This is a genomic window from Pseudomonas sp. TE3911, assembly GCF_054062775.1.
Genome location: NZ_JBSSFP010000001.1, coordinates 635,585 through 657,899 on the forward strand (window position 1 = coordinate 635,585; position 22,315 = coordinate 657,899).

Here is a 22,315-nt window from a genome sequence, read left to right on the forward strand (position 1 = left end):
CGTTGGTTACCTGTGATGATTGTTTAGCAAGTCCCGCGCCACATCAGCCGAGCAGTTCACTCATGGCGATGATTTGCTCTGCCACTTGGATCAGTTTCTGTTGGCGGCTCATGGCTTGGCGGCGCATCAGTGTGTAGGCCTCTTCCTCATTACAGGCCTTCATTTTCATCAGCATGCCCTTGGCCAGTTCGATGCGCTTGCGCTCGGCCAACTGCTGGTCCCGCGCCTGAAGCTGGGCGCGCAAGGCTTGGTCGCTTTCAAAGCGGGCCATGGCCACGTCGAGGATCGGTTGCAGGCGCTGGGCCTGGATGCCCTCGACGATATAGGCACTGACACCGGACTTGATGGCCTGGCGCATCACGTTCGGGTCGTGCTCGTCGGTAAACATCACGATAGGCCGGGGCTGGTCGCGGCTGACGAGCACCACTTGCTCCATCACATCGCGGCCCGGTGACTCGGTATCGATCAGAATCACATCCGGGCGCACTGTTTCGACGCGTGCCGGCAAGTCGATGGTCAGGCCGGACTCATCGATCACCTCGAAGCCAGCTTCGATCAGCGCCGTACGCAGGCGCCCGACCTTGCGCGGGGTGTCATTGATCAACAGGATTCGCAGCATAGAAGTGCTCCTGTCAGCGCAAGGCTTGGCGGTTGGCGTGGTCGGCGATGGCATGCAATCGGAAACTGCGGGCGTAGCCGACGGGGTCCGAGCCGTCCCACACCTTGCCGTCGATCAGTTGGCTGCTGCGCATGTCCTGGCGTTGCGCATTGATGCCCAGCGCGTCTGCCGCCTGGCGATACAGCGCCAGTTGCTGGACCTGGCGGGCAACGCCCAGGTAATCAGGGTCTTCGCGCAGCAGGCCCCAGCGTCGAAACTGGGTCATGAACCACATGCCATCGCAGAGATATGGCAGGTTCACTTCGCCATCGGCGAAAAAGCGCAGGGCATGGGGATCCTGCCAGTGGTTGCCCAGGCCATCGTCATAAATGCCCAGCAGGCGGGGTTCGATGCAGTCGAGAGGCGCGTCAAGGTACTCGCGGCCGCTGAGCAACTGCGCGGTGGAACGTCGGTTTTCGATACTTTCTTCAATAAAACGGCTGGCTTCGAGAATAGCCATGACCAATACGCGGGCGGTGTTGGGGTATTGGTCGACGAAGGCCTGTGTGCAGCCGAGCACCTTTTCTGGATGGTTCGGCCAGATCGCTTGGGTGGTTGCCAGTGTAAAGCCCTGGTTTTGCGCGACTGCGCTGGCACTCCAGGGTTCTCCGACGCAAAAGCCATCAATCCGACCAGCTTGCAGGTGCGCAACCATTTGTGGGGGCGGTACCACGACGCTGTCCACATCCTGTAACGGATGAATGCCCTGACTTGCGAGCCAGTAGTACAACCACATGGCGTGGGTGCCTGTGGGAAAGGTCTGTGCGAAGGTCAGTTTTGTTCGGCTTTGGTGCACGTGGCGATCCAATGCCTCAGGAGTGACCACCCCTTGTCGTTGCAGGGCGTGGGACAGGTTGATGCTTTGACCGTTCTGGTTCAGTCCCATCAGCACCGCCATGTCGGTGGGTGCGACGCCGCCGATGCCCAGGTGAACGGCATAGATCAACCCGTACAGACTGTGGGCGGCGTCCAGTTCACCGCTGACCAGTTTGTCCCGCAGGTTGGCCCACGAGGATTGGCGCTTGAGGTTTAGCGTCAGGCCATAAGGTTGAGCGAAGCCCTGGGTTGCCGCCACCACCAAGGAGGCGCAGTCGCTCAAAGCCATGAAGCCCAGGTCGAGGCTGCTCTTTTCCGGAGCATCACTGCCGTTGACCCAGGCCAGTGGGTCTCTTGTCGGGCTGCTGCCAACCGAATCGTTCATCAACACCTACCTTTTCTTTCAAAAAAAAGCGCCGTTCCCTCAGATGGCGATGCAAGGCCATTGCGGGTAACGACGCCTTTGTCCGTAAGCTCGCTCCGCCGTTGGAGTGCGCTCTGATAACGAGTGCAAAGCAAGGCACATGCCACGGGCCTGGAAGCGCTGTCGGCCGTCACCTTTCCATCAAGATTGAAAATGGACGGCCTCTCAGTATGGCCGCCTCTCACTGCCAGGCCGCCCAGGAAACCTACGGTGTACGCTGACTTCCCCTTAACGACTCCCTGCCTCTGGCTACTGCTTGCCGCGCTGATGCTGGGAGGTGCCGATGCCCATGGCGAAACCTATCAGGCGCAGGACGAGAGCCTGCATACCGTCTTTACTGCCTTGTCCGTGCCTATGGGCCTGCCCATTGTCGTGAGCAGTGAAGTGGCGCGCACACGCATCAGTGAAGTCATTGACCTCGATACACCTCAACACGCCCTGGAGACGCTTGCATTGCAATACGGCTTGATCTGGTACGGCGATGGGCAGGCGCTCTACCTCTATGACGTCAGCGAAGCAAAAAGCTCGACCGTGACGTTGTTGCATATATCCGTCGACAGGTTTCGCGCCCTCATGCGCCGCTCGGGGGTTGATGAAACGCGCTACCCCCTTAGGATCAGCGGAACTCGGACATTCTCTGTGTCGGGCCCGCCCAATTATGTCGATCAGGTGTTGCATCTGGCCCAATTGATGGACCTTGAACGTGCTGATTTGCGCGTGGGTACCCAGGCGTTTGCTGTCGTCCAGGTACTCAACACCCATGTTGCTGACCGGGTGTACTCCATGGGCCCGGAAAAGGTCACGGTGCCGGGGATCGCGTCGCTGATCGACACCCTGCTGGCGTCTGAGGAGGACGGACCACTGGCCGACCAGAGTCTGGCGGTGATCCCCTATTTGGATACCAACAGCCTGCTGATCAAGGGCGAGCCTGAACAGTTGGGTTTCATCGAGCGATTGATCGCCGAGTTGGACACACCCAAGCGGTCTGTCGAAGTCTCGCTCTGGATGGTGGACGTGGAGCGTGACGACCTGAAAAAACTGGAGCCTGCCTGGGATAAGGAGGCGAAGGGTCAGGCCACGCGAATCCTGGAACCGATTGACGATAACCGCTTGATGGCGCAAATCGCCACGCTGGAGCATCGGCGGCGAGCGAAAGTGATGACGTTACCGGTGATTCTCACCCAAGAGAACGTGCCAGCGGTATTTCAGGATAACCACACCTTCTATCTGCCCGCTCCCGGACAGGATCATGCTGATTGGAAGCCTGTGCATTACGGCTCCCAAGTCAGCGTGTTACCGCGTTTTGCCGAAGCGAATCAGATCGAGATGCTTCTCCACGTTGAGGATGGTCGCCAGATGAGCCAGGCCGGTCGGCGCGGCAAACCGAGCGCGGTCGGGCGAGTGAGTGTCAGTAGCGTGGTGCAAGTGCCGCAGGGCAAGCGCCTGTGGTTGGGGCCGTTTAGCCGTGAGGCCAATGAGCAGGGACGCAACGCCGTATCAAATAGCTCGGCCAAGGTTCGTCTGTTTGTGATTCAGTCCCGGGCCGTGGGTAGCGAGAAGGCGTTACCGGCAGGCGTTGGTGCGCCGCCGTTGACTGCGGCGCAATACGAACGAGTGCAACGTGCGTTTGTGCACCCGGGTCGCGATATCTCTCCGTGAAAAAGGTGCTAACCCGTGCATATGGAAATTCTTCTACAGGAACAACTGGTCAGTTTCAGGCGCCTTTCAGCCTTTGCGCCTGGGAAGGTGCTGCCATTGGCGCCTGGAATCAACCACTGCGTGGAGGTTCGGGTTAACGGCAGGCTATTGGCGTTGGGGGAGTTGGTGCAGTTGGAGGATCGCCTGGGGATTGAATTGCACGAGGTCTATCGAAAAGGGGCATCTGACAGTTGTAAATGAACGGTCTTACAGGGTGATGTTGAAAAGCGGCGGCTGTATGGGTTTTTTCCTAGCGTGGGCTGCAAGGCGGTTTTTTATAGTCATGACGTGGGCACAAGAGCCAGTACTGGAAATAAGGAATGAGTCGGATGCCGAGGTGGATATGGCCGTCGTGAATGATGGGTTGACTGCGACTTCCCTGTATTTCTCCCAGTGGATACTGCATGGCGATGGTCGTCTAAGCGGTAAAGTCAGCGATGTTCAGTTGCCGCCCAAGGAGCTGCATGTTTTGCGGTTGCTGCTTGCCTCTGGCGGTGTCCTGATGACCAAGGATCATTTGCTTGAACTGGCCTGGCCACAAGGGGAGGTCGCGGAGGAGTCACTGACCCGTTGCATTTACTCGCTGCGCAAGCATCTTGGAGCCGACAAGGGGTTTATCAAGACCATCTACGGTCGTGGGTATCGCTTCACCTGTCCCGTGAACGTTGAGCGGCATGGGGCTGGGCATACGGATGCCGCGCAGCACCTGTGTTCGGCCTGTGGTCAGCTCAGGCGTGGCTAAGCTGTGGCGCAGGCTGCTGTTGCTCGGCCTATTGATCAGCGCAAACCAGGCGTTTGCCTACTGCTGGGAGGAAACCGCCAGTCGCTACGGTATCGAGCCTGAATTGCTGCAGGCTATCGCTGCCGTGGAGTCGGGGTTTCGTGCAGATGCGATCAACCACGCAAACCAAAATGGTACGCGTGACATCGGCCTGATGCAGATCAACAGTATCCATTTGCCCCGCTTGCTCAAGCTGGGCATTACCGAGGAGCGGCTGTTGAGTGAGCCGTGCCTCTCAGTGGAAGTAGGCGCTTCCATACTGGCCGATTTCATTCAGCGCTTTGGCTACAACTGGACGGCGGTAGGTTCCTACAATGTTGGCGCTGGCTCAGGCCCTCAGCGCGACGCATTGCGCATGCGCTATGCAGAGAAAATCTGGGCACGCTATGAGTTGCTCGTACAGCAGCGCTATTGATGTTTGGGTAGCACGCCTCGCGTGCACCCCGTCACCCCGGCTATAATCGCCGCCACCTTTCGCCGCCATCCGAGTCTAGCCCGCCCATGTATACCCTGGCCCGCCAGCTGTTGTTCAAACTCTCCCCGGAAACCTCCCACGATCTGTCCCTGGACCTGATCGGCGCCGGTGGCCGCCTGGGGCTCAACGGCCTGGTATGCAAGGCACCCGCAAAAATGCCGGTATCAGTGATGGGGCTCGACTTCCCCAACCCGGTCGGACTGGCCGCTGGCCTGGACAAGAACGGCGCGGCCATCGATGGCTTCGCGCAACTGGGTTTCGGTTTTGTCGAGATCGGCACCGTGACGCCACGGCCGCAGCCCGGTAACCCCAAGCCGCGGATCTTCCGCCTGCCTGAAGCCGAGGCGATCATCAACCGCATGGGTTTCAACAACCTCGGCGTCGATCACCTGCTGTCGCGGGTTGAGGCTGCGAAGTACAAGGGCATCCTCGGCATCAATATCGGCAAGAACTTTGATACACCGGTTGAGCGAGCGGTGGACGACTACCTGATCTGCTTGGACAAGGTCTACGCCCACGCCAGCTATGTCACCGTCAACGTCAGCTCGCCGAACACACCGGGCTTGCGCAGCCTGCAGTTCGGTGACTCCCTTAAGCAGTTGCTCGAAGCCCTGCGCCAGCGCCAGGAAGATTTGGCAGTGCGCCATGGCAAGCGCGTGCCGCTGGCCATCAAGATCGCCCCGGACATGAGTGACGAGGAAACCGTACTGGTGGCCCAAGCCCTGGTGGATTCGGGTATGGACGCAGTGATCGCTACCAACACCACCCTCAGCCGTGTCGGCGTCGAAGGGTTGGCCCATGGCGACGAAGCCGGTGGCCTGTCAGGTGCGCCGGTGCGGGACAAGAGCACCCATATCGTCAAGGTGTTGGCTGCTGAGTTGGCCGGGCGTTTGCCGATCATTGCAGTGGGCGGTATCACCGAAGGCAAGCACGCTGCCGAGAAGATCGCTGCCGGCGCGAGCCTGGTGCAGTTGTACTCCGGGTTTATCTACAAAGGCCCGGCGCTTATTCGTCAATCGGTGGATGCGATAGCGGCATTGCGTTGAAAGATCGCCCAATAAAAAGGGCTCCTTAAAAGGAGCCCCTGGGCCGAAGCCCGCCGCCTTGAGAGGGCGTGCGTGGTTAAGTCGTCATCTATTCGTGGTGGTGTCGGAATTAAGTGCCCTTGATTAGCCGACGGCGTGAAGTTCGTTGAGTCTGTGGATTCCCGCAGTGCCAGTCATACCGTCCCAGTTGTCGCCTCGTCCTTCTCGCCAGCCGTTGATCCAGGCTTGGCGTACCGACGGTAGAGTAAATGGGCAAAGCTCACGGGATTTGCCATGAACGCCATATTGATATCCGCGTAAAAAAGCTCTTTCCAACGGATCACGCTTAAGTCTTCTCATAGGGTGTTTCCCTCACTTGTTGACTGTCTTGATATCCTTCGGCCTCGTCTGAGGCCGGGCAGAGTTTTTCTGCCGTTGGTGGGCTCGCTGCCGGCGTGGCGAGCCTAGGTGTTGGCGTCGTTACGGCGCCAACCTGTGTTGAGTTCTAACCAATAGGTCACACGGATTCAATGATCGTTTTGTCATAAGCACGTAACGATTACGATGCTATAGCCATAAGCTGGGATGGCTTTTCGCCCCTTTTTTGAGGCAAAGCCAGCTATGATGCACCCTGCAAAGAGGATGGGTTTAATCCTTTAGTGAGAATGCTGGCCCGTTGCGGTCGGTTACTATTCGACGAAGGGTCGGAATATTTCTTTTTGTTGCTTAAAAAAATCACTCTGCCCCGTCAATAAAGGCTCAAGGGCCCGTCAGACGGGGTGGGACGGCACATTCGTGCCACGCGAGCACTCTTCGAGAAAAGTGCTTGATTGAAAACCGAACCGGCGATGCGTCGCCCGTTCATTTATTGCTGAAAAGCCTGGAATGCCCCATGTCGGACCGTTTTGAACTCTTCCTCACTTGCCCCAAGGGCCTCGAAGGCCTGCTGATCGAGGAAGCCGTCGGGCTTGGCCTTGAGGAAGCCCGCGAGCACACCTCGGCCGTGCGCGGCATGGCCGACATGGAAACCGCCTATCGCCTGTGCCTCTGGTCGCGCCTGGCCAACCGCGTGTTGCTGGTGCTCAAGCGCTTCCCGATGAAGGATGCCGAAGACCTCTACCACGGCGTGCTGGACATCGAATGGGCCGACCACATGGTCTCCGACGGCACCCTGGCGGTGGAGTTCAGCGGTCACGGTTCGGGCATCGACAACACACACTTCGGCGCGCTGAAGGTCAAGGACGCGATCGTCGACAAGCTGCGTACCCCGACCGGCGAACGCCCGTCCATCGACAAGATCAACCCGGACCTGCGCATTCACCTGCGCCTGGACCGTGGCGAAGCAATCCTGTCTCTCGACCTTTCCGGCCACAGCCTGCACCAGCGCGGCTACCGCCTGCAGCAGGGCGCGGCGCCGTTGAAGGAAAACCTGGCGGCGGCGATCCTGATTCGTGCCGGCTGGCCGCGTATTGCTGCCGAAGGCGGCGCGCTGACTGACCCGATGTGCGGTGTGGGGACCTTCCTGGTCGAAGGCGCGATGATTGCCGCCGACATGGCCCCCAACCTCAACCGCGAACTGTGGGGCTTCACCACCTGGCTTGGCCACGTGCCGGCGCTGTGGAAGAAACTTCATACAGAAGCCACTGAACGTGCCGCCATCGGCATGAACAAAACCCCGCTGTGGGTGCGTGGCTACGAGGCTGACCCGCGTCTGATCCAGCCCGCGCGCAACAACATCGAGCGTGCTGGCCTGAGCCATTGGATCAAGGTGTACCAGGGCGAAGTCGGCACCTTCGAGCCGCGCCCGGACCAGAACCAAAAAGGTCTGGTGATCTGCAACCCGCCCTACGGCGAGCGTCTGGGTGACGAAGCCAGCCTGTTGTACCTCTACCAGAACCTCGGCGAGCGTCTGCGCCAGGCCTGCATGGGCTGGGAAGCCGCGGTGTTCACCGGCGCACCGGACCTGGGCAAGCGCATGGGCATTCGCAGCCACAAGCAGTATTCGTTCTGGAACGGCGCGTTGCCGTGCAAATTGCTGCTGATCAAGGTCAACCCGGATCAGTTCGTTACCGGCGAGCGTCGTACCCCGGAACAGCGCCAGGCTGAACGTGAGCAGGCCGTTTACGACCAAGCCCCGGTCGAGCCACAAGAGCGCCAGTACAACAAGAACGGCAACCCGATCAAGCCAGCCCCGGCCCCTGTGGTCGAGCAGGCGCGCCTGAGCGAAGGCGGGCAGATGTTCGCCAACCGCCTGCAGAAGAACCTCAAGCTGCTGGGCAAGTGGGCCAAGCGTGAAGGGGTGGATTGCTATCGCGTGTACGACGCCGATATGCCCGAATACTCCATGGCCATCGACCTGTACCACGATTGGGTGCATGTGCAGGAATATGCCGCGCCGAAGTCCATTGACCCGGAAAAAGCCTCTGCACGTATGTTCGATGCGCTGGCGGCGATCCCTCAGGCGCTGAACATCGACAAGAGCCGCGTGGTGGTCAAGCGTCGTGAGCGCCAGAGCGGCACCAAGCAGTACGAGCGCCAGAGCGCCCAAGGCAAGTTCACCGAAGTCAGTGAAGGCGGCGTGAAGCTGCTGGTCAACCTCACCGATTATCTCGATACCGGCCTGTTCCTAGACCATCGCCCGATGCGCATGCGTATCCAGAAGGAAGCGGCCGGCAAGCGTTTCCTTAACCTGTATTGCTACACCGCCACCGCCAGTGTGCACGCCGCCAAGGGTGGCGCGCGCAGCACCACCAGCGTTGACCTGTCCAAGACCTATCTGGACTGGGCGCGTCGTAACTTCTCCCTCAACGGGTTCTCCGACAAGAACCGCCTGGAGCAGGGTGACGTGATGGCCTGGCTGGAGGCCAGCCGCGATGAGTTCGACATGATCTTCATCGACCCGCCGACCTTCTCCAATTCCAAGCGCATGGAAGGCATTTTCGACGTGCAGCGTGACCACGTGCAGTTGCTGGACCTGGCGATGGCACGCCTGGCACCGGGTGGTGTGCTGTATTTCTCGAACAACTTCCGCAAGTTCGCGCTGGAGGAAAACCTCAGCGAGCGCTACACGGTCGAGGAAATCAGCGACAAGACCATCGATCCGGATTTTGCGCGCAACGCCAAGATCCATCGGGCCTGGAAAATCACCGCTCGCGGTTAACCAACAGCCTGAAGCCGCAAGCCTGGTTTAATCCGGTCTTGCGGCTTTTTTACGCTGGTCAAACTCTGGGCCGATAGCTATAACTTAAGGCCTAGCCAAAGTGACACCCCCGCACGCTGGCGTTGTGAGTGTTGCTTATGCCGATGCAAGCCGTTCGCCCGAAAATCCTAGGCTTTATCAGTGAACAGGCGTCGGCTTGGCTGGTGGCATTGGTGGTGTTTCTGGCGGGCTGTACCCTGACGCTCATCGTCGCCTGGGCGTCCTTCGATCTCTATCAACAACAGGTGCGCCAGCGTTTCCAGTTGCTGGTCAACGAGCGGTACACCCGCCTGCAGGAACGCTTCGAAGATCAGGAACAGCGCTTGAACAGCCTGCGGCGGTTCTTCGTCAATTCCGACGATGTGTCCCGTGAAGAGTTCGATGGTTTCGCCCAGCCTTTGCTATTGCGCACCCGGGCCTACGCCTGGGCGCCGCGCGTGTCTCGCGATCAACGCAGCCAGTTCGAACAAGAGGTGTCCCGCCAGCGTGGTGCGCCCTTTGTCATCCGTGAGTTAAATAGCGCCGGAGAACTGGCCCCGGCGCCTGAGCGTGATGAATACGTGCCGGTGCTCTATAGCCAGACTCAAAGTCTGCTGGGCTCGCCACTGGGTTTTGATCTGCTGGCCCAGCCCCTGCGGCGCTCAGCCCTTGAGCGCGCACAAAAAAGCGGCAAGCTGGCGGTTTCCCAGCCCATGCAACTGGTAGGCGTTGAGCCTGCTTATGCCACTGGCGTATTGCTGGTGGCGCCGGTCAGTCACCTGTCCACTTCCGAGCAGTCCCAGCATGAGCCCTTTGGCTACGTGATGGCCGTGATCAGCATGCGCCAGTTAGTAGCTGACGGCTTGCCCAAGCCGGAACGGGACAACCTGGTGATGCAGATCGTCGATACCTCCGACCTACAGAAACGTGTGCTCTACGAATCGAGCAATAGCGTGGCAAACGGCGACCTGATCGGTGCGCGCCGTCTTACCTTGGGGGACCACGTTTATGCCCTGACCCTGCGTCCGAGCCAGGTGTTCGACCAGACTAACCATTCTTCGTTGATCACGATCCTGACGATGGGCGGGTTGCTCAGCCTGTTGCTCAGCGCTTTGCTCTATGTGCTGGTGAGCCAACGCCAGCGCGCCGTGAAGCTGGTGGAACAGCGTACCGTGCAGTTGCGCCTGCGTGAGCAGGAGTTACGCGGTGCCCATGGCCAACTGCGCAGCGTGCTGAATGCGGCGACCCAGGTCGCCATCATTGCCACCGACTTACGCGGCGTCATCAACACCTTCAATGCCGGTGCCGAACAAATGCTCGGGTTCTCAGCCGAGCAGGTGGTGGGTAAGTTGACCCTCGAAAGCTTGCACTTGGCGTCGGAACTGGAAGCCCGTGCAGCTAGCCTGAGCGTGGCCTTGGGCAAGCGAATCCCTGCCAGTCAGGCGATGCTGGTCGAGAGCCCGGATAACCTGCACGAAGCCCGGGAATGGACCTTGGTGCGCGAGGATCGCAGCCAGTTGACTGTGAACATGCTGGCCACTGTGTTGCTGGATGATCACGGTTTGTGGATCGGGCACTTGGCGATTTACCTGGACATTACCGAGCAAAAACGTGCTTACGAAGCATTGGCGGCCCGTGACCGCCTCCTCAAGAAACTCAGCGCCCATGTGCCCGGCGGTATCTTCCAGTTCACCCTGGAACCCCGCGAAAACTGGCGGTTCATCTATGCCAGCGATGGTATGCGCGACATTTATGAAATCGAAACCGGTGTGTTGCAACAGGACGCGAAGAAAGTTTTCGAGCGTATCCACCCGCTGGACGTGGAGCGGGTACGAGCCTCGATTCGCCTGTCGGCGTTGCAGTTGAGCCATTGGCGCGAAGAGTACCGGGTGCAGTTGCCACAACGGGGTCTGCGCTGGATTCGCGGCGAAGCCACACCGGAAGAGTTACCGGGTGGCGGTACGCTGTGGCATGGCTACGTGTCGGACATTTCCGATTTGAAGCGGGTTGAAGAGGAGCTACGCGCACTGTCCATCACTGATTCCCTGACCGGAATTCACAATCGCCGCTATTTTCAGGACCGACTCAGGGCCGAGATGGTGAGGCTCAATCGGACCAGCGGGGCATTGTCGGTGATCATGCTCGATATCGATCACTTCAAGCGCATCAACGACAAGCATGGTCACGCGGTCGGCGACGCGGTGTTACAGGAGTTGTGCAAACGCATCGGCCAACGCTTGCGTCGTTCCGATGTTTTCTGTCGGCTGGGTGGCGAGGAATTCATGGTGCTTTGCCCCAACACCGGTGGCGAACAGGCCTACAGCCTGGCGATGGAATTGTGGCAGTCGCTGCGCAACGAGCCTATGGAAGCGGTGGGCATCGTCACTGCCAGCTTTGGTGTGGCCAGTTGGCGGATCGACGAAGGCATTGATGGGTTGTTGTTGCGCGCCGACTCGGCCGTTTATGTCGCCAAGCAGGCGGGCAGGGATCGGGTAGAGGCGACGCCGCTGTGTTGAGTGACCTTTGTGGTGAGCGGGCAAGCCGCTCACCACAGGCCCCAGTTCAGCGTCAGAGTACTGGGGCTGAAGCCGCCAATTTAGGTTGGCGATACAGGTCCAGCAGCACCTGATCCAGCACCGACGAAGCGCCCCATGGCTTCGGATCGTTGAGAATCGCCACCACCGCCCAGGTATTGCCGTTGTTGTCGCGGCTGAACCCGGCAATGGCGCGTACGGTGTTCAAGGTGCCGGTCTTGACGTGGGCTTCGCCGCGCATCGCAGTGGTCTTCAGGCGTTTGCGCATGGTGCCGTCGGTGCCGGCAATCGGCATCGAACTGATGTATTCGGCAGCGTAAGGGCTTTTCCAGGCGGCTTGCAGCATCGCGGCCATCTCGCGGGCGCTGACCCGTTCGGCACGGGACAGCCCGGAGCCGTTCTCCATCACCAGATGCGGTGCAGTGATACCTTTTTTCGCCAGCCACTGACGCACTACACGTTGCGCGGCCTTGGCGTCGTCGCCGTCGGCATCGTTGCGAAACTGCGCGCCCAGGCTCAGGAACAACTGCTGCGCCATGGTGTTGTTACTGTATTTGTTGATGTCGCGGATGATTTCCGCCAGGTCCGGCGAGAATGCGCGGGCCAACACCTTGGCATCCTTGGGCACGGGTGCCTGGATATCACGGCCCTGGATGCTGCCGCCCAACTCCTGCCAGATTGCCCGCACGGCGCCGGCGGTATAGGTGGCATGGTCGAGCAGTGACAGGTACGTCTGGGAGCTGCAGCCGTCGCCCAGTTGGCCACTGACGGTGACCGTCACGCTGCCATCGGCGGCAGTGACCGGGTTGTAGCGCACGTCGCCGGTGCATTGCTTGGCGTTGGAAACCTTGACCTGATTGTCGATGCGAATACTGGCGATCGGCGGCTCCACCGATACGATCACACGGCCTGAGTCGTTGCGGGTCACAAAGCGCAGGGCCTTGAGGTTGACCAGCAGGGCGTCGGGCTTAACCAAGAAGGGCTTGTTCTCGTCGTTGCCGTCGTCATTGAATTCCGGCAGTTGTGGCGGGATAAAGAAGCCACGGTCCAACACCAGGTCGCCTGTGACCTGCTGTACGCCATTGGCGCGCAGGTCGCGCATCAGCAGCCAGAGTTTTTCCATGTTCAGCTTGGGATCACCGCCGCCCTTGAGGTAAAGGTTGCCATGCAACACGCCGCCGCTGAGGGTGCCGTCGGTGTAGAACTCGGTTTTCCACTGGTGGTTAGGGCCGAGCATTTCCAAGGCGGCGTAGGTGGTAACCAGCTTCATGGTGGAAGCGGGGTTTACCGAGACGTCAGCGTTGAAGACGGTGGGGGTGCCAGGGCCGTTCAGGGGGATCATCACCAGTGACAGCGCGGTGTTTTGCAGCTTGGCTTTGGCCAGGGCCTGCTGAACATTCGGGGGGAGGGTGTTATTGACTGGGGCAGCTGTGGCGCTGAGGGCCAGTGGCAAGAGGAGACCGGCTAGCAAGACTGAACGTAAAGATTTGATCATAAGAAATGAAACCCTACTGCTGAGGAGGGTGAAAGAGGCGAGGGGTAAATAGGAAAAATCCCTCATTGGTCATGAAAGTGTCGGCATTATGCCCCAAGGTGGGCGCGCTTGTGGCTGAACCATAGCTGGAAATCAGCGTTTTTTTACAGGCAAAGTGCCGCCTGTCCCAGAGAGTCGGGCAATCGTCGCCTTAAACTGCTAAAGTGCCGCCCGTTATTACTTATGAGGATTGTTCCAATGGCGACTAACCGTTCCCAGCGTCTGCGCAAAAAACTGTGCGTTGATGAATTTCAAGAGCTGGGTTTCGAACTGAACCTGGACTTCAACGAAGGCCTGAGTGAAGAAGCTATCGACGCTTTCCTCGAAGCATTCATCAAAGAAGCCATGGAAGCCAACGGTCTGGGCTATGTCGGCGGCGATGACTTCGGTCTGGTTTGCCTGCAGAAGCGTGGCTCGGTCTCCGAAGAGCAGCGCGCTGCTGTTGAAGCCTGGCTGAAAACCCGTTCCGAGCTGACCAAGGCTGAAGTCAGCCCGTTGCTGGACGTGTGGTATCCGGAAAAGCCGATCAACGCGGCTAAGTGATACTGAAAAAAACGGCGACCTGAGGGTCGCCGTTTTTTTATGCCTTGCGCCAGTTCAGAATCAGCAGCGTCAATACCCCCGCCACAATCCCCCAGAACGCCGACCCGATGGAAAACAACGTCAAGCCTGACGCGGTGACCATAAAGGTGATCAGCGCCGCTTCCCGTTCCTTCGGCTCATTCATGGCGATACTCAAGCCGTTGATGATCGAGCTAAACAACGCCAATGCCGCAATCGACAGCACCAGCTCCTTGGGCAATGCTGCGAACAATGCCGCCAACGTGGCGCCGAACACGCCTGCAACCCCGTAGAAAACCCCGCACCACACGGCCGCGGTGTAGCGTTTGTTGCGGTCTTCGTGGGCATGGGGCCCGGTGCAGATGGCTGCGCTGATCGCCGCCAGGTTGATGCCATGGGAGCCAAAAGGTGCCAGTACCAGCGAGGCCAGGCCGGTGGCTGTGATCAGTGGTGATGCCGGCACGTTGTAGCCGTCGGCGCGCAACACGGCGACGCCGGGCATGTTTTGCGAAGTCATTGCCACCACAAACAGCGGAATGCCGATGCTGATCGTCGCGGCCAGTGAGAAGTGCGGCGTGGTCCAGACCGGCGTCGCGACTTCCAGGTGGAAGCCGCTGAAATCCAACAGCCCCATCACCCCGGACAGCGCGGTGCCGATCACCAGCGCGGCCAGCACCGCATAACGTGGCGACAGACGCTTAATGATCAGATACGTGAAGAACATCCCCAGCACCAGGCCGGTGCGATGCTGAGCGGCAACGAAAATCTCGCTGCCGATCTTGAACAGGATCCCTGCCAATAAGGCCGCCGCCAGTGAGGCAGGAATGCGTTTGACCAGTTTTTCAAAGCTGCCGGTCAGCCCGCAGATCGTCACCAGCACCGCACAGGTGATATAGGCACCGATGGCTTCGCCATAACTCACGCCGCCCAGGCTGGTGATCAACAGCGCCGCGCCAGGCGTGGACCAGGCAATGGTGATCGGTGTGCGATAGCGCAGGGACAGGCCGATGCTGCACACCGCCATGCCGATGGAAATTGCCCAGATCCATGAGGAAATCTGCGCGGTGGTCAAGCCGGCGGCTTGCCCGGCTTGGAACATCAGCACCAGGGAACTGGTGTAGCCGGTCATCATCGCAATGAAACCCGCGACGATGGCCGATGGAGAAGTGTCGGCCAGCGGGCGCAAAGGCGCTTGAGTGGCTTCGGTCATGGAGAGGTGTTCCTTTTACCTGGGTATTTGCCGGTGACGGCGCAGATTCAAGCCTAAACTCAAACGTAACTACTCATTGCAATACAGCCGCCGGCGCAATCAGCCGTACAGTGTGTTGGCGCATTGGGTTGTGTACAATGTGCCGTGTTTTTAGGTGATACTTGCCAGCGACCCTCGCTTGCCGTATTACCGTTAATTCGCCGCCGTTCTCCAAACCCGAGTGCCCATGAACGAACAGTTGCAACCTCTCAAGAAACAACCGCGAGCCGGCAAGGCCGGTCGCAGCGGAACCCAGGACGATATCGTCTATGCGCATATCTTCGAGGCCATCCTCGAACAACGCCTGGCGCCCGGCACCAAATTGAGCGAAGAAGCACTGGGCGAAATCTTCGGCGTAAGCCGCACCATCATTCGTCGCGCACTGTCGCGCCTGGCCCATGAAGGCGTCGTGCTGCTGCGGCCCAATCGCGGCGCGGTGGTGGCGAGTCCAAGCGTGGAAGAGGCGCGCCAAGTGTTCCTGGCACGGCGTCTGGTGGAGCGGGCGATCACCGAGTTGGCGGTGCAGCATGCTACCGCTGAACAACTGGCCGAGCTGCGCCAGATGGTCAACGACGAGCGCGACAGTTTCTCCCGTGGTGATCGCGGTGCGGGTATCCGCCTCTCCGGCGAATTCCACCTCAAGCTGGCCGAAGCGGCAAAGAACGCGCCGCTGATCAGCTTCCAGCGCAGCCTGGTGTCCCAGACCTCACTGATCATCGCCCAGTACGAAAGCGGCAACCGCTCGCACTGTTCGTATGATGAGCACACCCAGTTGATCGACGCGATTGAAGCGCGGGACGCGACACTGGCGGTGAATTTGATGATGCATCACATGGATCACATCGACAGCAAGCTCAACCTCGACGAGGAAAGTGCGTCGGATGATTTGCATGCGGTGTTTTCGCATTTGCTCCAGACCAAAAAGCCGGGGCGTTCTTCGGTCAAACTGTAATTTCCCCGTTTCACCCGGAAACAAATGTGGGAGGGGGCTTGCTCCCGATAGCGCTGGATCAGTTAACACATGACTAACTGAACCACTGCCATCGGGAGCAAGCCCCCTCCCACGTTTGGTTTTGTGTAGCGGTTGAGATCAGCGTTGGTGCACGAGTTGGCCGGCAGCGTAGGTCTGCAACACCGTCCGATCATCCCCCAGCGTCATCAACACAAACAACGTCTCGGCAATGTTGTTCGCCTGTTTCAAGCGATAGCTGAGCAGCGGCGTGGCGTTGTAATCCAGCACCAAAAAGTCCGCATCCGTGCCCGGCTGCAACGTGCCGATCTTGTCCTCCAGGCGCAGTGCACGCGCTCCGCCGAGGGTCGCCAGGTACAGCGATTTGAACGGGCTCAACCGCGCCCCTTGTAGTTGCATGACCTTGTACGCTTCGTTCAACGTTTGCAGCAGCGAGAAACTGGTGCCGCCGCCCACATCAGTGCCCAGGCCCACATTCAACTTGTGCTTCTCGGCCATTGGCAGGTTGAACAACCCACTGCCGAGGAAGAAGTTCGACGTCGGGCAGAACGCCACCGCCGAGCCGGTCTCTGCCAGCCGCGCGCACTCGTCATCACACAGGTGCACGCCGTGGGCAAATACCGAACGCTCGCCCAGCAGGTTGTAGTGGTCGTAAACATCCAGATAGCCTTTGCGCTCCGGGAACAACTCCTTCACCCATTCGACTTCCTGCTTGTTCTCACTGATGTGCGTCTGCATGTACAGGTCCGGGTACTCGCCCAGCAGTTGCCCGGCCAATGCCAGTTGTTCCGGCGTGCTGGTCGGTGCGAATCGCGGCGTGACGGCATAGTGCAGACGGCCCTTACCGTGCCAGCGCTCGATGAGCGTCTTGCTTTCCTGGTACCCGGTTTCGGCAGTGTCGGTGAGGTAGTCCGGCGCGTTGCGGTCCATCATCACTTTGCCAGCGATCATGCGCAGGTCGAGTTTCTCGGCCGCTTCGAAGAATGAGTTCACGGACTGCGGATGAACGCTGCCGAACACCAGCGCCGTGGTGGTGCCGTTGCGCAGCAGTTCCTTGATGAAAATATCCGAGACTTCGTCGGCGTGGGCCTTGTCGGCGAATTGGCTTTCACACGGGAAGGTGTAGGTGTTGAGCCAGTCCAGCAACTGCTCGCCATAAGCACCGACCATGCCGGTCTGCGGCAGGTGGATATGGGTGTCGATCAGGCCTGGGGTGATCAGCGCGTCCTGGTAATGGGTGACTTCGATGTCGGCCGGCAGGGTCGGCAGCAGGTCGCCAGCATGGCCGACAGCGCTGATCTGGCCGTTGTCGATCACCAGCAGGCCGTCTTCGAAATACTCATAGGACGCTTCGATCCCAACGATGGCGGGGTCGGCGATGCTGTGCAGGATGGCGGCACGGTAGGCTTTGCGAGTCAAAGGCATGGTTATCTCAATTCGTGGCTTGGCTGCGGCGTGACACCGGCAGCAGTTTGGCAATGGGTTCGGCGCTCGCGGTGTGCTGGCCGAAATTAGCGTTATAGGTGGCGATGATTTCGCCGGCGATGGAGATGGCGATTTCTACCGGTAATTTGCCCTTCACCTCGGTCAGGCCCATGGGGCAGCGCATGCGTTGCAACTGCACGGCGTCGAAGCCACGGTCACGCAGGCGGTGTTCAAACTTGACGCGCTTAGTCTTGGAGCCAATCAGGCCGAAGTAGGCGAAGTCATTGCGCTTGAGCAGGGCGGCGGTGAGTTCCAGGTCCAGCGCGTGATTGTGGGTCATGACGATGCAATAACTGCCCGCCGGCAAGTCAGCAATTTCGTCGACCGGTTCTTCGCTGACGATTTTACGCACGCCCTGGGGGATATGTTCCGGGAACTCCTGATCGCGGGAATCGATCCAGCGTACCCGGCACGGCAGGCTCGCCAGCAAGGGCACCAGCGCGCGGCCGACGTGGCCTGCGCCAAATACCGCAATCTGCGCCTGCACCTGGCCCATGGGTTCAAACAGCAACACGGTGACGCCACCGCAGCACTGGCCCAGGCTGGCGCCGAGGCTGAAGCGCTCCAAATGAGTGTTTTGCTGGCCGCGCGCGAGCATGTCGCGGGCGATCTGCATGGCCTTGTATTCCAGGTGCCCGCCACCGATGGTGTCGAAGGTCTGCGCGGCGCTGATCACCATCTTCGAACCAGCATTGCGCGGCGTGGAGCCGAGTTCTTCGATGATGGTCACCAGTACGCAGGGTTCGCCTCTGTTTTGCAGGTCGGCGAGGGCGCTGATCCAGTTGTTCATGTTTACCTCAACATTACTGTTGTCAGTCAGGCCGCTATCGGGGGCAACCCCCCTCCCACATTTGAAAGTAATCACAGCTCAAAATGTGGGAGTGGGGCTTGCCCCCGATGGCAGCGCCTCGGTCTAGAGCGAAGCCATCTCGGTGTCAGCCTCAACTACCTTCGCAGCAGCCAACTTGCGCATCTGCTCACACCCCCACAACACTCGCTCCGGCGTCGCTGGCGCATCGATTTTCGGCTGATGGCGATAGTCACCCAGACTCGCCACCGCGTCCTTGATCGCGCACCACGAGGCAATCCCGAGCATGAACGGCGGTTCACCCACGGCCTTGGAATGGAACACCGTGTCTTCCGGATTTTTGCGGTTTTCTACCAGCTTCACCCGCAGATCCAACGGCATGTCCGCCACCGCCGGGATCTTGTAGCTGGCTGGGCCGTTGGTCATCAGCTTGCCCTTGTTGTTCCACACCAGCTCTTCCATGGTCAGCCAACCCATGCCCTGGATAAAGCCGCCCTCCACCTGGCCGATGTCGATGGCCGGGTTCAGCGAGGCCCCTACGTCATGCAGGATGTCGGTGCGCAGCATTTTGTATTCGCCGGTCAGGGTGTCGACGATCACTTCGCAGCAGGCTGCGCCGAAGGCGAAGTAATAGAACGGCCGCCCGCGTGACTGGCTGCGGTCGTAGAAGATTTTCGGGGTCTTGTAGAAGCCGGTGCTCGACAGCGACACCTGAGCGAAGTAGGCCTGTTGGATCAGTGCCTCAAAGGTCAGGATCTGGTCACGCACGCGCACATGGCCGTTGTGGAATTCAACGTCCGCCTCGCTCACGTCGTATTTGCGCGCCGCAAATTCCACCAACCGTTGCTTAATGGTTTCGGCGGCATTCTGCGCGGCTTTGCCGTTCAGGTCCGCGCCGCTGGAAGCGGCGGTCGGCGAGGTGTTGGGCACCTTGTCGGTGTTGGTGGCGGTGATTTGCACGCGGTCGATTTCCACCTGGAACACTTCGGCCACTACTTGCGCCACTTTAATGTTCAAACCCTGGCCCATCTCGGTGCCGCCGTGGTTCAGGTGGATACTGCCGTCGGTGTAAATATGGATCAGCGCACCGGCCTGGTTCAGAAAGCTGGCGGTGAACGAGATGCCGAACTTCACCGGTGTCAGCGCCAGGCCTTTCTTCAGGATTGGGCTGTGGGCGTTGTACAGGCGAATCGCTTCGCGCCGCTCGGCGTATTGGCTGCTGGCCTCCAGTTCGGCGGTCATCTCTTCGAGCATGTTGTGCTCGACGGTCTGGTAGTAGTGGGTGACGTTGCGCTCGGTCTTGCCGTAGTAGTTGGCCTTGCGCACCGCCAGCGGGTCCAGCGCCAGATGGCGGGCGATGGCGTCCATCACTTCTTCGATAGCGACCATACCTTGGGGCCCGCCGAAGCCACGGTAAGCCGTGTTGGACGCGGTATTGGTCTTGCAGCGATGGCCGTTGACCGTGGCATCGCCCAGGTAATACGAGTTGTCGGAGTGGAACATGGCACGGTCGACAATCGAGTTGGACAGGTCCGGCGAGCAGCCGCAGTTGCCGGCCAGCTCCAGGTTGATCCCGTGCAGGCGGCCGCTGTCGTCGAAGCCCACGTCGTATTCGATATAGAAGGGGTGGCGCTTGCCGGTCATCAGCATGTCTTCCACGCGCGGCAGGCGCATTTTGGTCGGCTGGCCGGTGAGGCGCGCCACCACTGCGCACAGGCAGGCGGGGCTGGCGGCCTGGGTTTCCTTGCCACCGAAACCACCGCCCATGCGGCGCATGTCGACGACGATTTTGTTCATCGACACATCGAGTACTTCGGCTACCAGTTTCTGCACTTCGGTGGGGTTTTGTGTGGAGCAGTAGACGATCATGCCGCCGTCTTCGGTGGGCATCACCGACGAGATCTGGGTTTCCAGGTAGAAGTGTTCCTGGCCGCCGATGTGCAGAGTGCCCTGGATACGGTTTTTCGCCGTTGCCAGTGCGCCTGCCGAATCGCCGCGTTGATGGGTATGACTGTCGAGCACAAAGTGTTTTTTGCGGTAGGCCTCGACCACGTCCAGCACCGGTTCCAGGTCTTCGTATTCGATCACGGCGGCCATGGCGGCTTTGCGTGCGGTGTCCAGGTCACGGGCGGCAACCGCCAGTACCACTTGCCCAACGAACTGCACGGTATCGATGGCCAGCAGCGGGTCGCCGGGCATCAGCGGGCCGATGTCTTTCAGGCCCGGTACGTCTTCGTGAGTGATAGCGATGCGCACACCTTCGAAGGCGTAGCAGGGCGCGGTGTCGATGCTGATGATTCGAGCGTGAGCGCGGTCAGACATGCGCGCATACAGGTGCAACTGGTTGGGGAATTCCAGGCGGTCATCGATGTACTGCGCCTCACCACTGACGTGCTTGGCGGCGCTGTCATGCTTGACGCTGCGACCGACTCCGGAGGTCAGGTCCTGGGCGAACAGCTCGGCGAGTTCGGCCTGGGTTTTTTCCACGGCGTGATGGTTAGACATAAGCGGTCACCCGAGTCTCGATGTGCGGCGTTTGCAGTTCGATGAAGTATTTACGCAGCAGGTTCTGCGCGCTGAGCAGGCGATATTCCTTGCTGGCGCGGAAGTCCGACAGCGGCGTGAAATCCTGGGCCAGGGCGGCGCAGGCTTTCTCCACGGTGGCGGCGTTCCAAGTGGCGCCGACCAATGCGGCTTCGCAGCTTTTCGCGCGTTTTGGTGTCGCGGCCATGCCGCCGAACGCGACGCGTGCCTCACGAATTACGCCGTTGTCGATCTTCAGATTGAAGGCTGCGCAGACGGCGGAAATGTCATCGTCCAGGCGCTTGGAAACCTTATACGCACGGAACAGCTTATGGCCCTTGGGTACGATGATTTTCTCGATGAATTCACTGTCCTGGCGGGCGGTCACGCGGTAGTCGATGAAGTAGTCTTCCAGGGCCAGAGTGCGGCGTACGTCGCCCTTGCACAGCACGATCTGCGCGCCCAGGGCGATCAGCAGTGGCGGTGAGTCGCCGATGGGTGAGGCGTTACCGATATTGCCGCCCAACGTGCCCTGGTTGCGGATTTGCAGAGAGGCGAAGCGGTGCAGTAGCTCGCCGAAGTCCGGGTATTCGTGATGCAGTGCGGTGTAGCAGTCGGAGAGGGCGGTGGCGGCGCCTATTTCCAGGCGGTCGTCGAACGATTCGACGCGCTTCATTTCTTCAATATTGCCGACGTAAATCATCACTGGCAGTGTGCGGTGAAACTGGGTGACTTCCAGCGCCAGGTCGGTGCCGCCGGCCAGCAGGCGGGCTTGGGGGTAGGCGTCATAGAGGTCGGCCAGGTCGGCCACGGTCAGTGGCACCAGGCAGCGTTTGTCGCCGCTGTTGAGCTCGCCCGTTTGGGTCGGCGCGATGGCTTTGAGGCGTGCAATCGTCTCGGCCTGGCGGCTGTCGAACTGATCCTGGGGCTTGTTGCAGCAGGCCTGTTCGGCGGCTGCAAGAATCGGGCGGTAGCCGGTGCAGCGGCACAGGTTGCCGGCCAGGGCTTCATGGGCTTTCTGGCTGTCGGGAGCGTCGCTGTTCTTTTGCAGGGCGAACAGCGACATCACAAACCCTGGGGTGCAAAAGCCGCATTGCGAACCGTGGCACTCAACCATGGCTTGCTGCACGCTGTGCAGTTGGCCTTGGTGCTTGAGGTCTTCGACGCTGATCAGTTGTTTGCCGTGCAGCGACGACACAAAGGTCAGGCACGAGTTAAGGCTGCGATAACGAATCTGCTCGACGCCTTGATCGTCGCGATGCAGCTCGCCGACCACCACGGTGCACGCACCGCAGTCGCCGCTGGCGCAGCCTTCCTTGGTACCGGATTTGCCCACGTGCTCACGCAGATAGTTGAGCACGGTCAGGTTGGGGTCCAGGGCGTGCTCGCTACGGAGTTCCTGGTTGAGTAAAAACTGGATCACGGAAGGCCTCGCAGACTCATTATTGTTGTTAACCGCTTTTCGCCGAATCTAGTCATGTCTGACTTTTCGGTCAATGATTTTCTGACCAGCAGGTCAAGAAAATGCGATCGCAACACTCTCAATTATGGTCCAGTCTTTTGGAACCGGCGTTTTTGCGGGCTTACGCTGCTCAG

Annotated in this window: 18 protein-coding genes; 9 read left to right on the top strand and 9 right to left on the bottom strand. The window is 59.8% G+C overall.

Going from position 1 to position 22,315, the window contains the following annotated elements:
* Positions 1-43 precede the first annotated feature (43 nt).
* Both ACVWXD_RS03015 and ACVWXD_RS03020 read right to left on the bottom strand, forming a co-directional pair.
* The gene (locus ACVWXD_RS03015; RefSeq protein WP_032887604.1) at positions 44-619 is read right to left on the bottom strand and encodes an ANTAR domain-containing response regulator; all 576 of its coding nucleotides are present in this window, start codon (positions 617-619) and stop codon (positions 44-46) included.
* Positions 620-632: 13 nt separating this feature from the next.
* Entirely contained in the window at positions 633-1,859 is a 1,227-nt protein-coding gene (locus tag ACVWXD_RS03020) for a CmpA/NrtA family ABC transporter substrate-binding protein (protein WP_032887605.1), read from the bottom strand.
* 249 nt (positions 1,860-2,108) lie between these two features.
* On the opposite strand from ACVWXD_RS03020, the gene sctC reads away from it, so the two are divergent.
* The 5 genes from sctC (at position 2,109) to ACVWXD_RS03045 (ending at position 5,898) form a co-directional block, all read left to right on the top strand.
* Entirely contained in the window at positions 2,109-3,557 is a 1,449-nt protein-coding gene (sctC, locus tag ACVWXD_RS03025) for a type III secretion system outer membrane ring subunit SctC (RefSeq protein WP_375803667.1), read from the top strand.
* Between the two features lie 15 nt (positions 3,558-3,572).
* Positions 3,573-3,797 (top strand): FliM/FliN family flagellar motor switch protein, encoded by a 225-nt coding sequence (locus tag ACVWXD_RS03030; protein ID WP_032887609.1) that lies wholly within the window; start codon positions 3,573-3,575, stop codon positions 3,795-3,797.
* 142 nt (positions 3,798-3,939) lie between these two features.
* The gene (locus ACVWXD_RS03035; protein WP_032888085.1) at positions 3,940-4,338 is read left to right on the top strand and encodes a winged helix-turn-helix domain-containing protein; all 399 of its coding nucleotides are present in this window, start codon (positions 3,940-3,942) and stop codon (positions 4,336-4,338) included.
* The gene (locus tag ACVWXD_RS03040; protein WP_032888087.1) at positions 4,331-4,792 is read left to right on the top strand and encodes a transglycosylase SLT domain-containing protein; all 462 of its coding nucleotides are present in this window, start codon (positions 4,331-4,333) and stop codon (positions 4,790-4,792) included. Before ACVWXD_RS03035 ends, ACVWXD_RS03040 begins: the two co-directional genes overlap by 8 nt.
* An 86-nt stretch (positions 4,793-4,878) precedes the next feature.
* Positions 4,879-5,898, top strand: a complete 1,020-nt coding sequence (locus ACVWXD_RS03045) for a quinone-dependent dihydroorotate dehydrogenase (RefSeq protein ID WP_095185350.1) — start codon at positions 4,879-4,881, stop codon at positions 5,896-5,898.
* A 123-nt stretch (positions 5,899-6,021) separates the two neighbouring features.
* On the opposite strand, the gene rmf is transcribed toward ACVWXD_RS03045, so the two are convergent.
* Positions 6,022-6,237, bottom strand: a complete 216-nt coding sequence (rmf, locus tag ACVWXD_RS03050) for a ribosome modulation factor (protein WP_002553055.1) — start codon at positions 6,235-6,237, stop codon at positions 6,022-6,024.
* A 532-nt stretch (positions 6,238-6,769) separates the two neighbouring features.
* On the opposite strand from rmf, the gene rlmKL reads away from it, so the two are divergent.
* On the top strand, positions 6,770-9,037 hold the full coding sequence (gene rlmKL / locus ACVWXD_RS03055) for a bifunctional 23S rRNA (guanine(2069)-N(7))-methyltransferase RlmK/23S rRNA (guanine(2445)-N(2))-methyltransferase RlmL (RefSeq protein ID WP_032887613.1): 2,268 nt from the start codon (positions 6,770-6,772) through the stop codon (positions 9,035-9,037).
* Positions 9,038-9,174: 137 nt separating this feature from the next.
* Entirely contained in the window at positions 9,175-11,571 is a 2,397-nt protein-coding gene (locus ACVWXD_RS03060; RefSeq protein ID WP_099602944.1) for a sensor domain-containing diguanylate cyclase, read from the top strand.
* A gap of 52 nt (positions 11,572-11,623) precedes the next feature.
* Here ACVWXD_RS03060 and dacB read toward each other — a convergent pair whose 3' ends face one another.
* A complete protein-coding gene (dacB, locus tag ACVWXD_RS03065) occupies positions 11,624-13,084 on the bottom strand; it encodes a D-alanyl-D-alanine carboxypeptidase/D-alanyl-D-alanine endopeptidase (RefSeq protein WP_032887618.1) in 1,461 nt (486 codons plus the stop codon).
* 237 nt (positions 13,085-13,321) lie between these two features.
* Between dacB and ACVWXD_RS03070 the strand changes: the two genes are divergently transcribed.
* Positions 13,322-13,666, top strand: a complete 345-nt coding sequence (locus ACVWXD_RS03070) for a YggL family protein (RefSeq protein WP_016979277.1) — start codon at positions 13,322-13,324, stop codon at positions 13,664-13,666.
* A 37-nt stretch (positions 13,667-13,703) separates the two neighbouring features.
* Here the strand turns inward: ACVWXD_RS03070 and ACVWXD_RS03075 are convergent, their stop codons facing one another.
* Complete coding sequence (locus tag ACVWXD_RS03075; RefSeq protein WP_260366252.1) at positions 13,704-14,894, bottom strand: benzoate/H(+) symporter BenE family transporter; 1,191 nt, start codon at positions 14,892-14,894, stop codon at positions 13,704-13,706.
* 226 nt (positions 14,895-15,120) lie between these two features.
* Here ACVWXD_RS03075 and ACVWXD_RS03080 point away from each other — a divergent pair, with 226 nt between their 5' ends.
* A complete protein-coding gene (locus tag ACVWXD_RS03080; protein ID WP_017134778.1) occupies positions 15,121-15,885 on the top strand; it encodes a GntR family transcriptional regulator in 765 nt (254 codons plus the stop codon).
* Between the two features lie 138 nt (positions 15,886-16,023).
* Here the strand turns inward: ACVWXD_RS03080 and guaD are convergent, their stop codons facing one another.
* The 4 genes from guaD to xdhA all read right to left on the bottom strand — a co-directional run bounded on the left by guaD (position 16,024) and on the right by xdhA (position 22,142).
* A complete protein-coding gene (gene guaD, locus ACVWXD_RS03085; protein WP_095185354.1) occupies positions 16,024-17,328 on the bottom strand; it encodes a guanine deaminase in 1,305 nt (434 codons plus the stop codon).
* 7 nt (positions 17,329-17,335) lie between these two features.
* Positions 17,336-18,178 (bottom strand): xanthine dehydrogenase accessory protein XdhC, encoded by an 843-nt coding sequence (gene xdhC / locus ACVWXD_RS03090; protein WP_260366254.1) that lies wholly within the window; start codon positions 18,176-18,178, stop codon positions 17,336-17,338.
* Positions 18,179-18,301: 123 nt separating this feature from the next.
* Positions 18,302-20,701: a xanthine dehydrogenase molybdopterin binding subunit gene (gene xdhB, locus ACVWXD_RS03095; RefSeq protein ID WP_032887626.1), complete on the bottom strand. Its 2,400-nt coding sequence runs from the start codon at positions 20,699-20,701 to the stop codon at positions 18,302-18,304.
* Complete coding sequence (gene xdhA / locus ACVWXD_RS03100) at positions 20,694-22,142, bottom strand: xanthine dehydrogenase small subunit (RefSeq protein WP_260366257.1); 1,449 nt, start codon at positions 22,140-22,142, stop codon at positions 20,694-20,696. Before xdhA ends, xdhB begins: the two co-directional genes overlap by 8 nt.
* Positions 22,143-22,315 lie beyond the last annotated feature (173 nt).

What these genes read in the sequence shown, in the direction of transcription:
- guaD (WP_095185354.1), bottom strand. Translation starts at nt 17,328, where the DNA reads ATGCCTTTGACTCGCAAAGCCTACCGTGCCGCCATCCTGCACAGCATC.
- xdhB (WP_032887626.1), bottom strand. Translation starts at nt 20,701, where the DNA reads ATGTCTAACCATCACGCCGTGGAAAAAACCCAGGCCGAACTCGCCGAG.
- ACVWXD_RS03015 (WP_032887604.1), bottom strand. Translation starts at nt 619, where the DNA reads ATGCTGCGAATCCTGTTGATCAATGACACCCCGCGCAAGGTCGGGCGC.
- ACVWXD_RS03045 (WP_095185350.1), top strand. Translation starts at nt 4,879, where the DNA reads ATGTATACCCTGGCCCGCCAGCTGTTGTTCAAACTCTCCCCGGAAACC.
- rmf (WP_002553055.1), bottom strand. Translation starts at nt 6,237, where the DNA reads ATGAGAAGACTTAAGCGTGATCCGTTGGAAAGAGCTTTTTTACGCGGA.
- ACVWXD_RS03075 (WP_260366252.1), bottom strand. Translation starts at nt 14,894, where the DNA reads ATGACCGAAGCCACTCAAGCGCCTTTGCGCCCGCTGGCCGACACTTCT.
- ACVWXD_RS03035 (WP_032888085.1), top strand. Translation starts at nt 3,940, where the DNA reads ATGGCCGTCGTGAATGATGGGTTGACTGCGACTTCCCTGTATTTCTCC.
- xdhC (WP_260366254.1), bottom strand. Translation starts at nt 18,178, where the DNA reads ATGAACAACTGGATCAGCGCCCTCGCCGACCTGCAAAACAGAGGCGAA.
- rlmKL (WP_032887613.1), top strand. Translation starts at nt 6,770, where the DNA reads ATGTCGGACCGTTTTGAACTCTTCCTCACTTGCCCCAAGGGCCTCGAA.
- dacB (WP_032887618.1), bottom strand. Translation starts at nt 13,084, where the DNA reads ATGATCAAATCTTTACGTTCAGTCTTGCTAGCCGGTCTCCTCTTGCCA.
- ACVWXD_RS03020 (WP_032887605.1), bottom strand. Translation starts at nt 1,859, where the DNA reads ATGAACGATTCGGTTGGCAGCAGCCCGACAAGAGACCCACTGGCCTGG.
- ACVWXD_RS03080 (WP_017134778.1), top strand. Translation starts at nt 15,121, where the DNA reads ATGAACGAACAGTTGCAACCTCTCAAGAAACAACCGCGAGCCGGCAAG.
- ACVWXD_RS03070 (WP_016979277.1), top strand. Translation starts at nt 13,322, where the DNA reads ATGGCGACTAACCGTTCCCAGCGTCTGCGCAAAAAACTGTGCGTTGAT.
- ACVWXD_RS03060 (WP_099602944.1), top strand. Translation starts at nt 9,175, where the DNA reads ATGCCGATGCAAGCCGTTCGCCCGAAAATCCTAGGCTTTATCAGTGAA.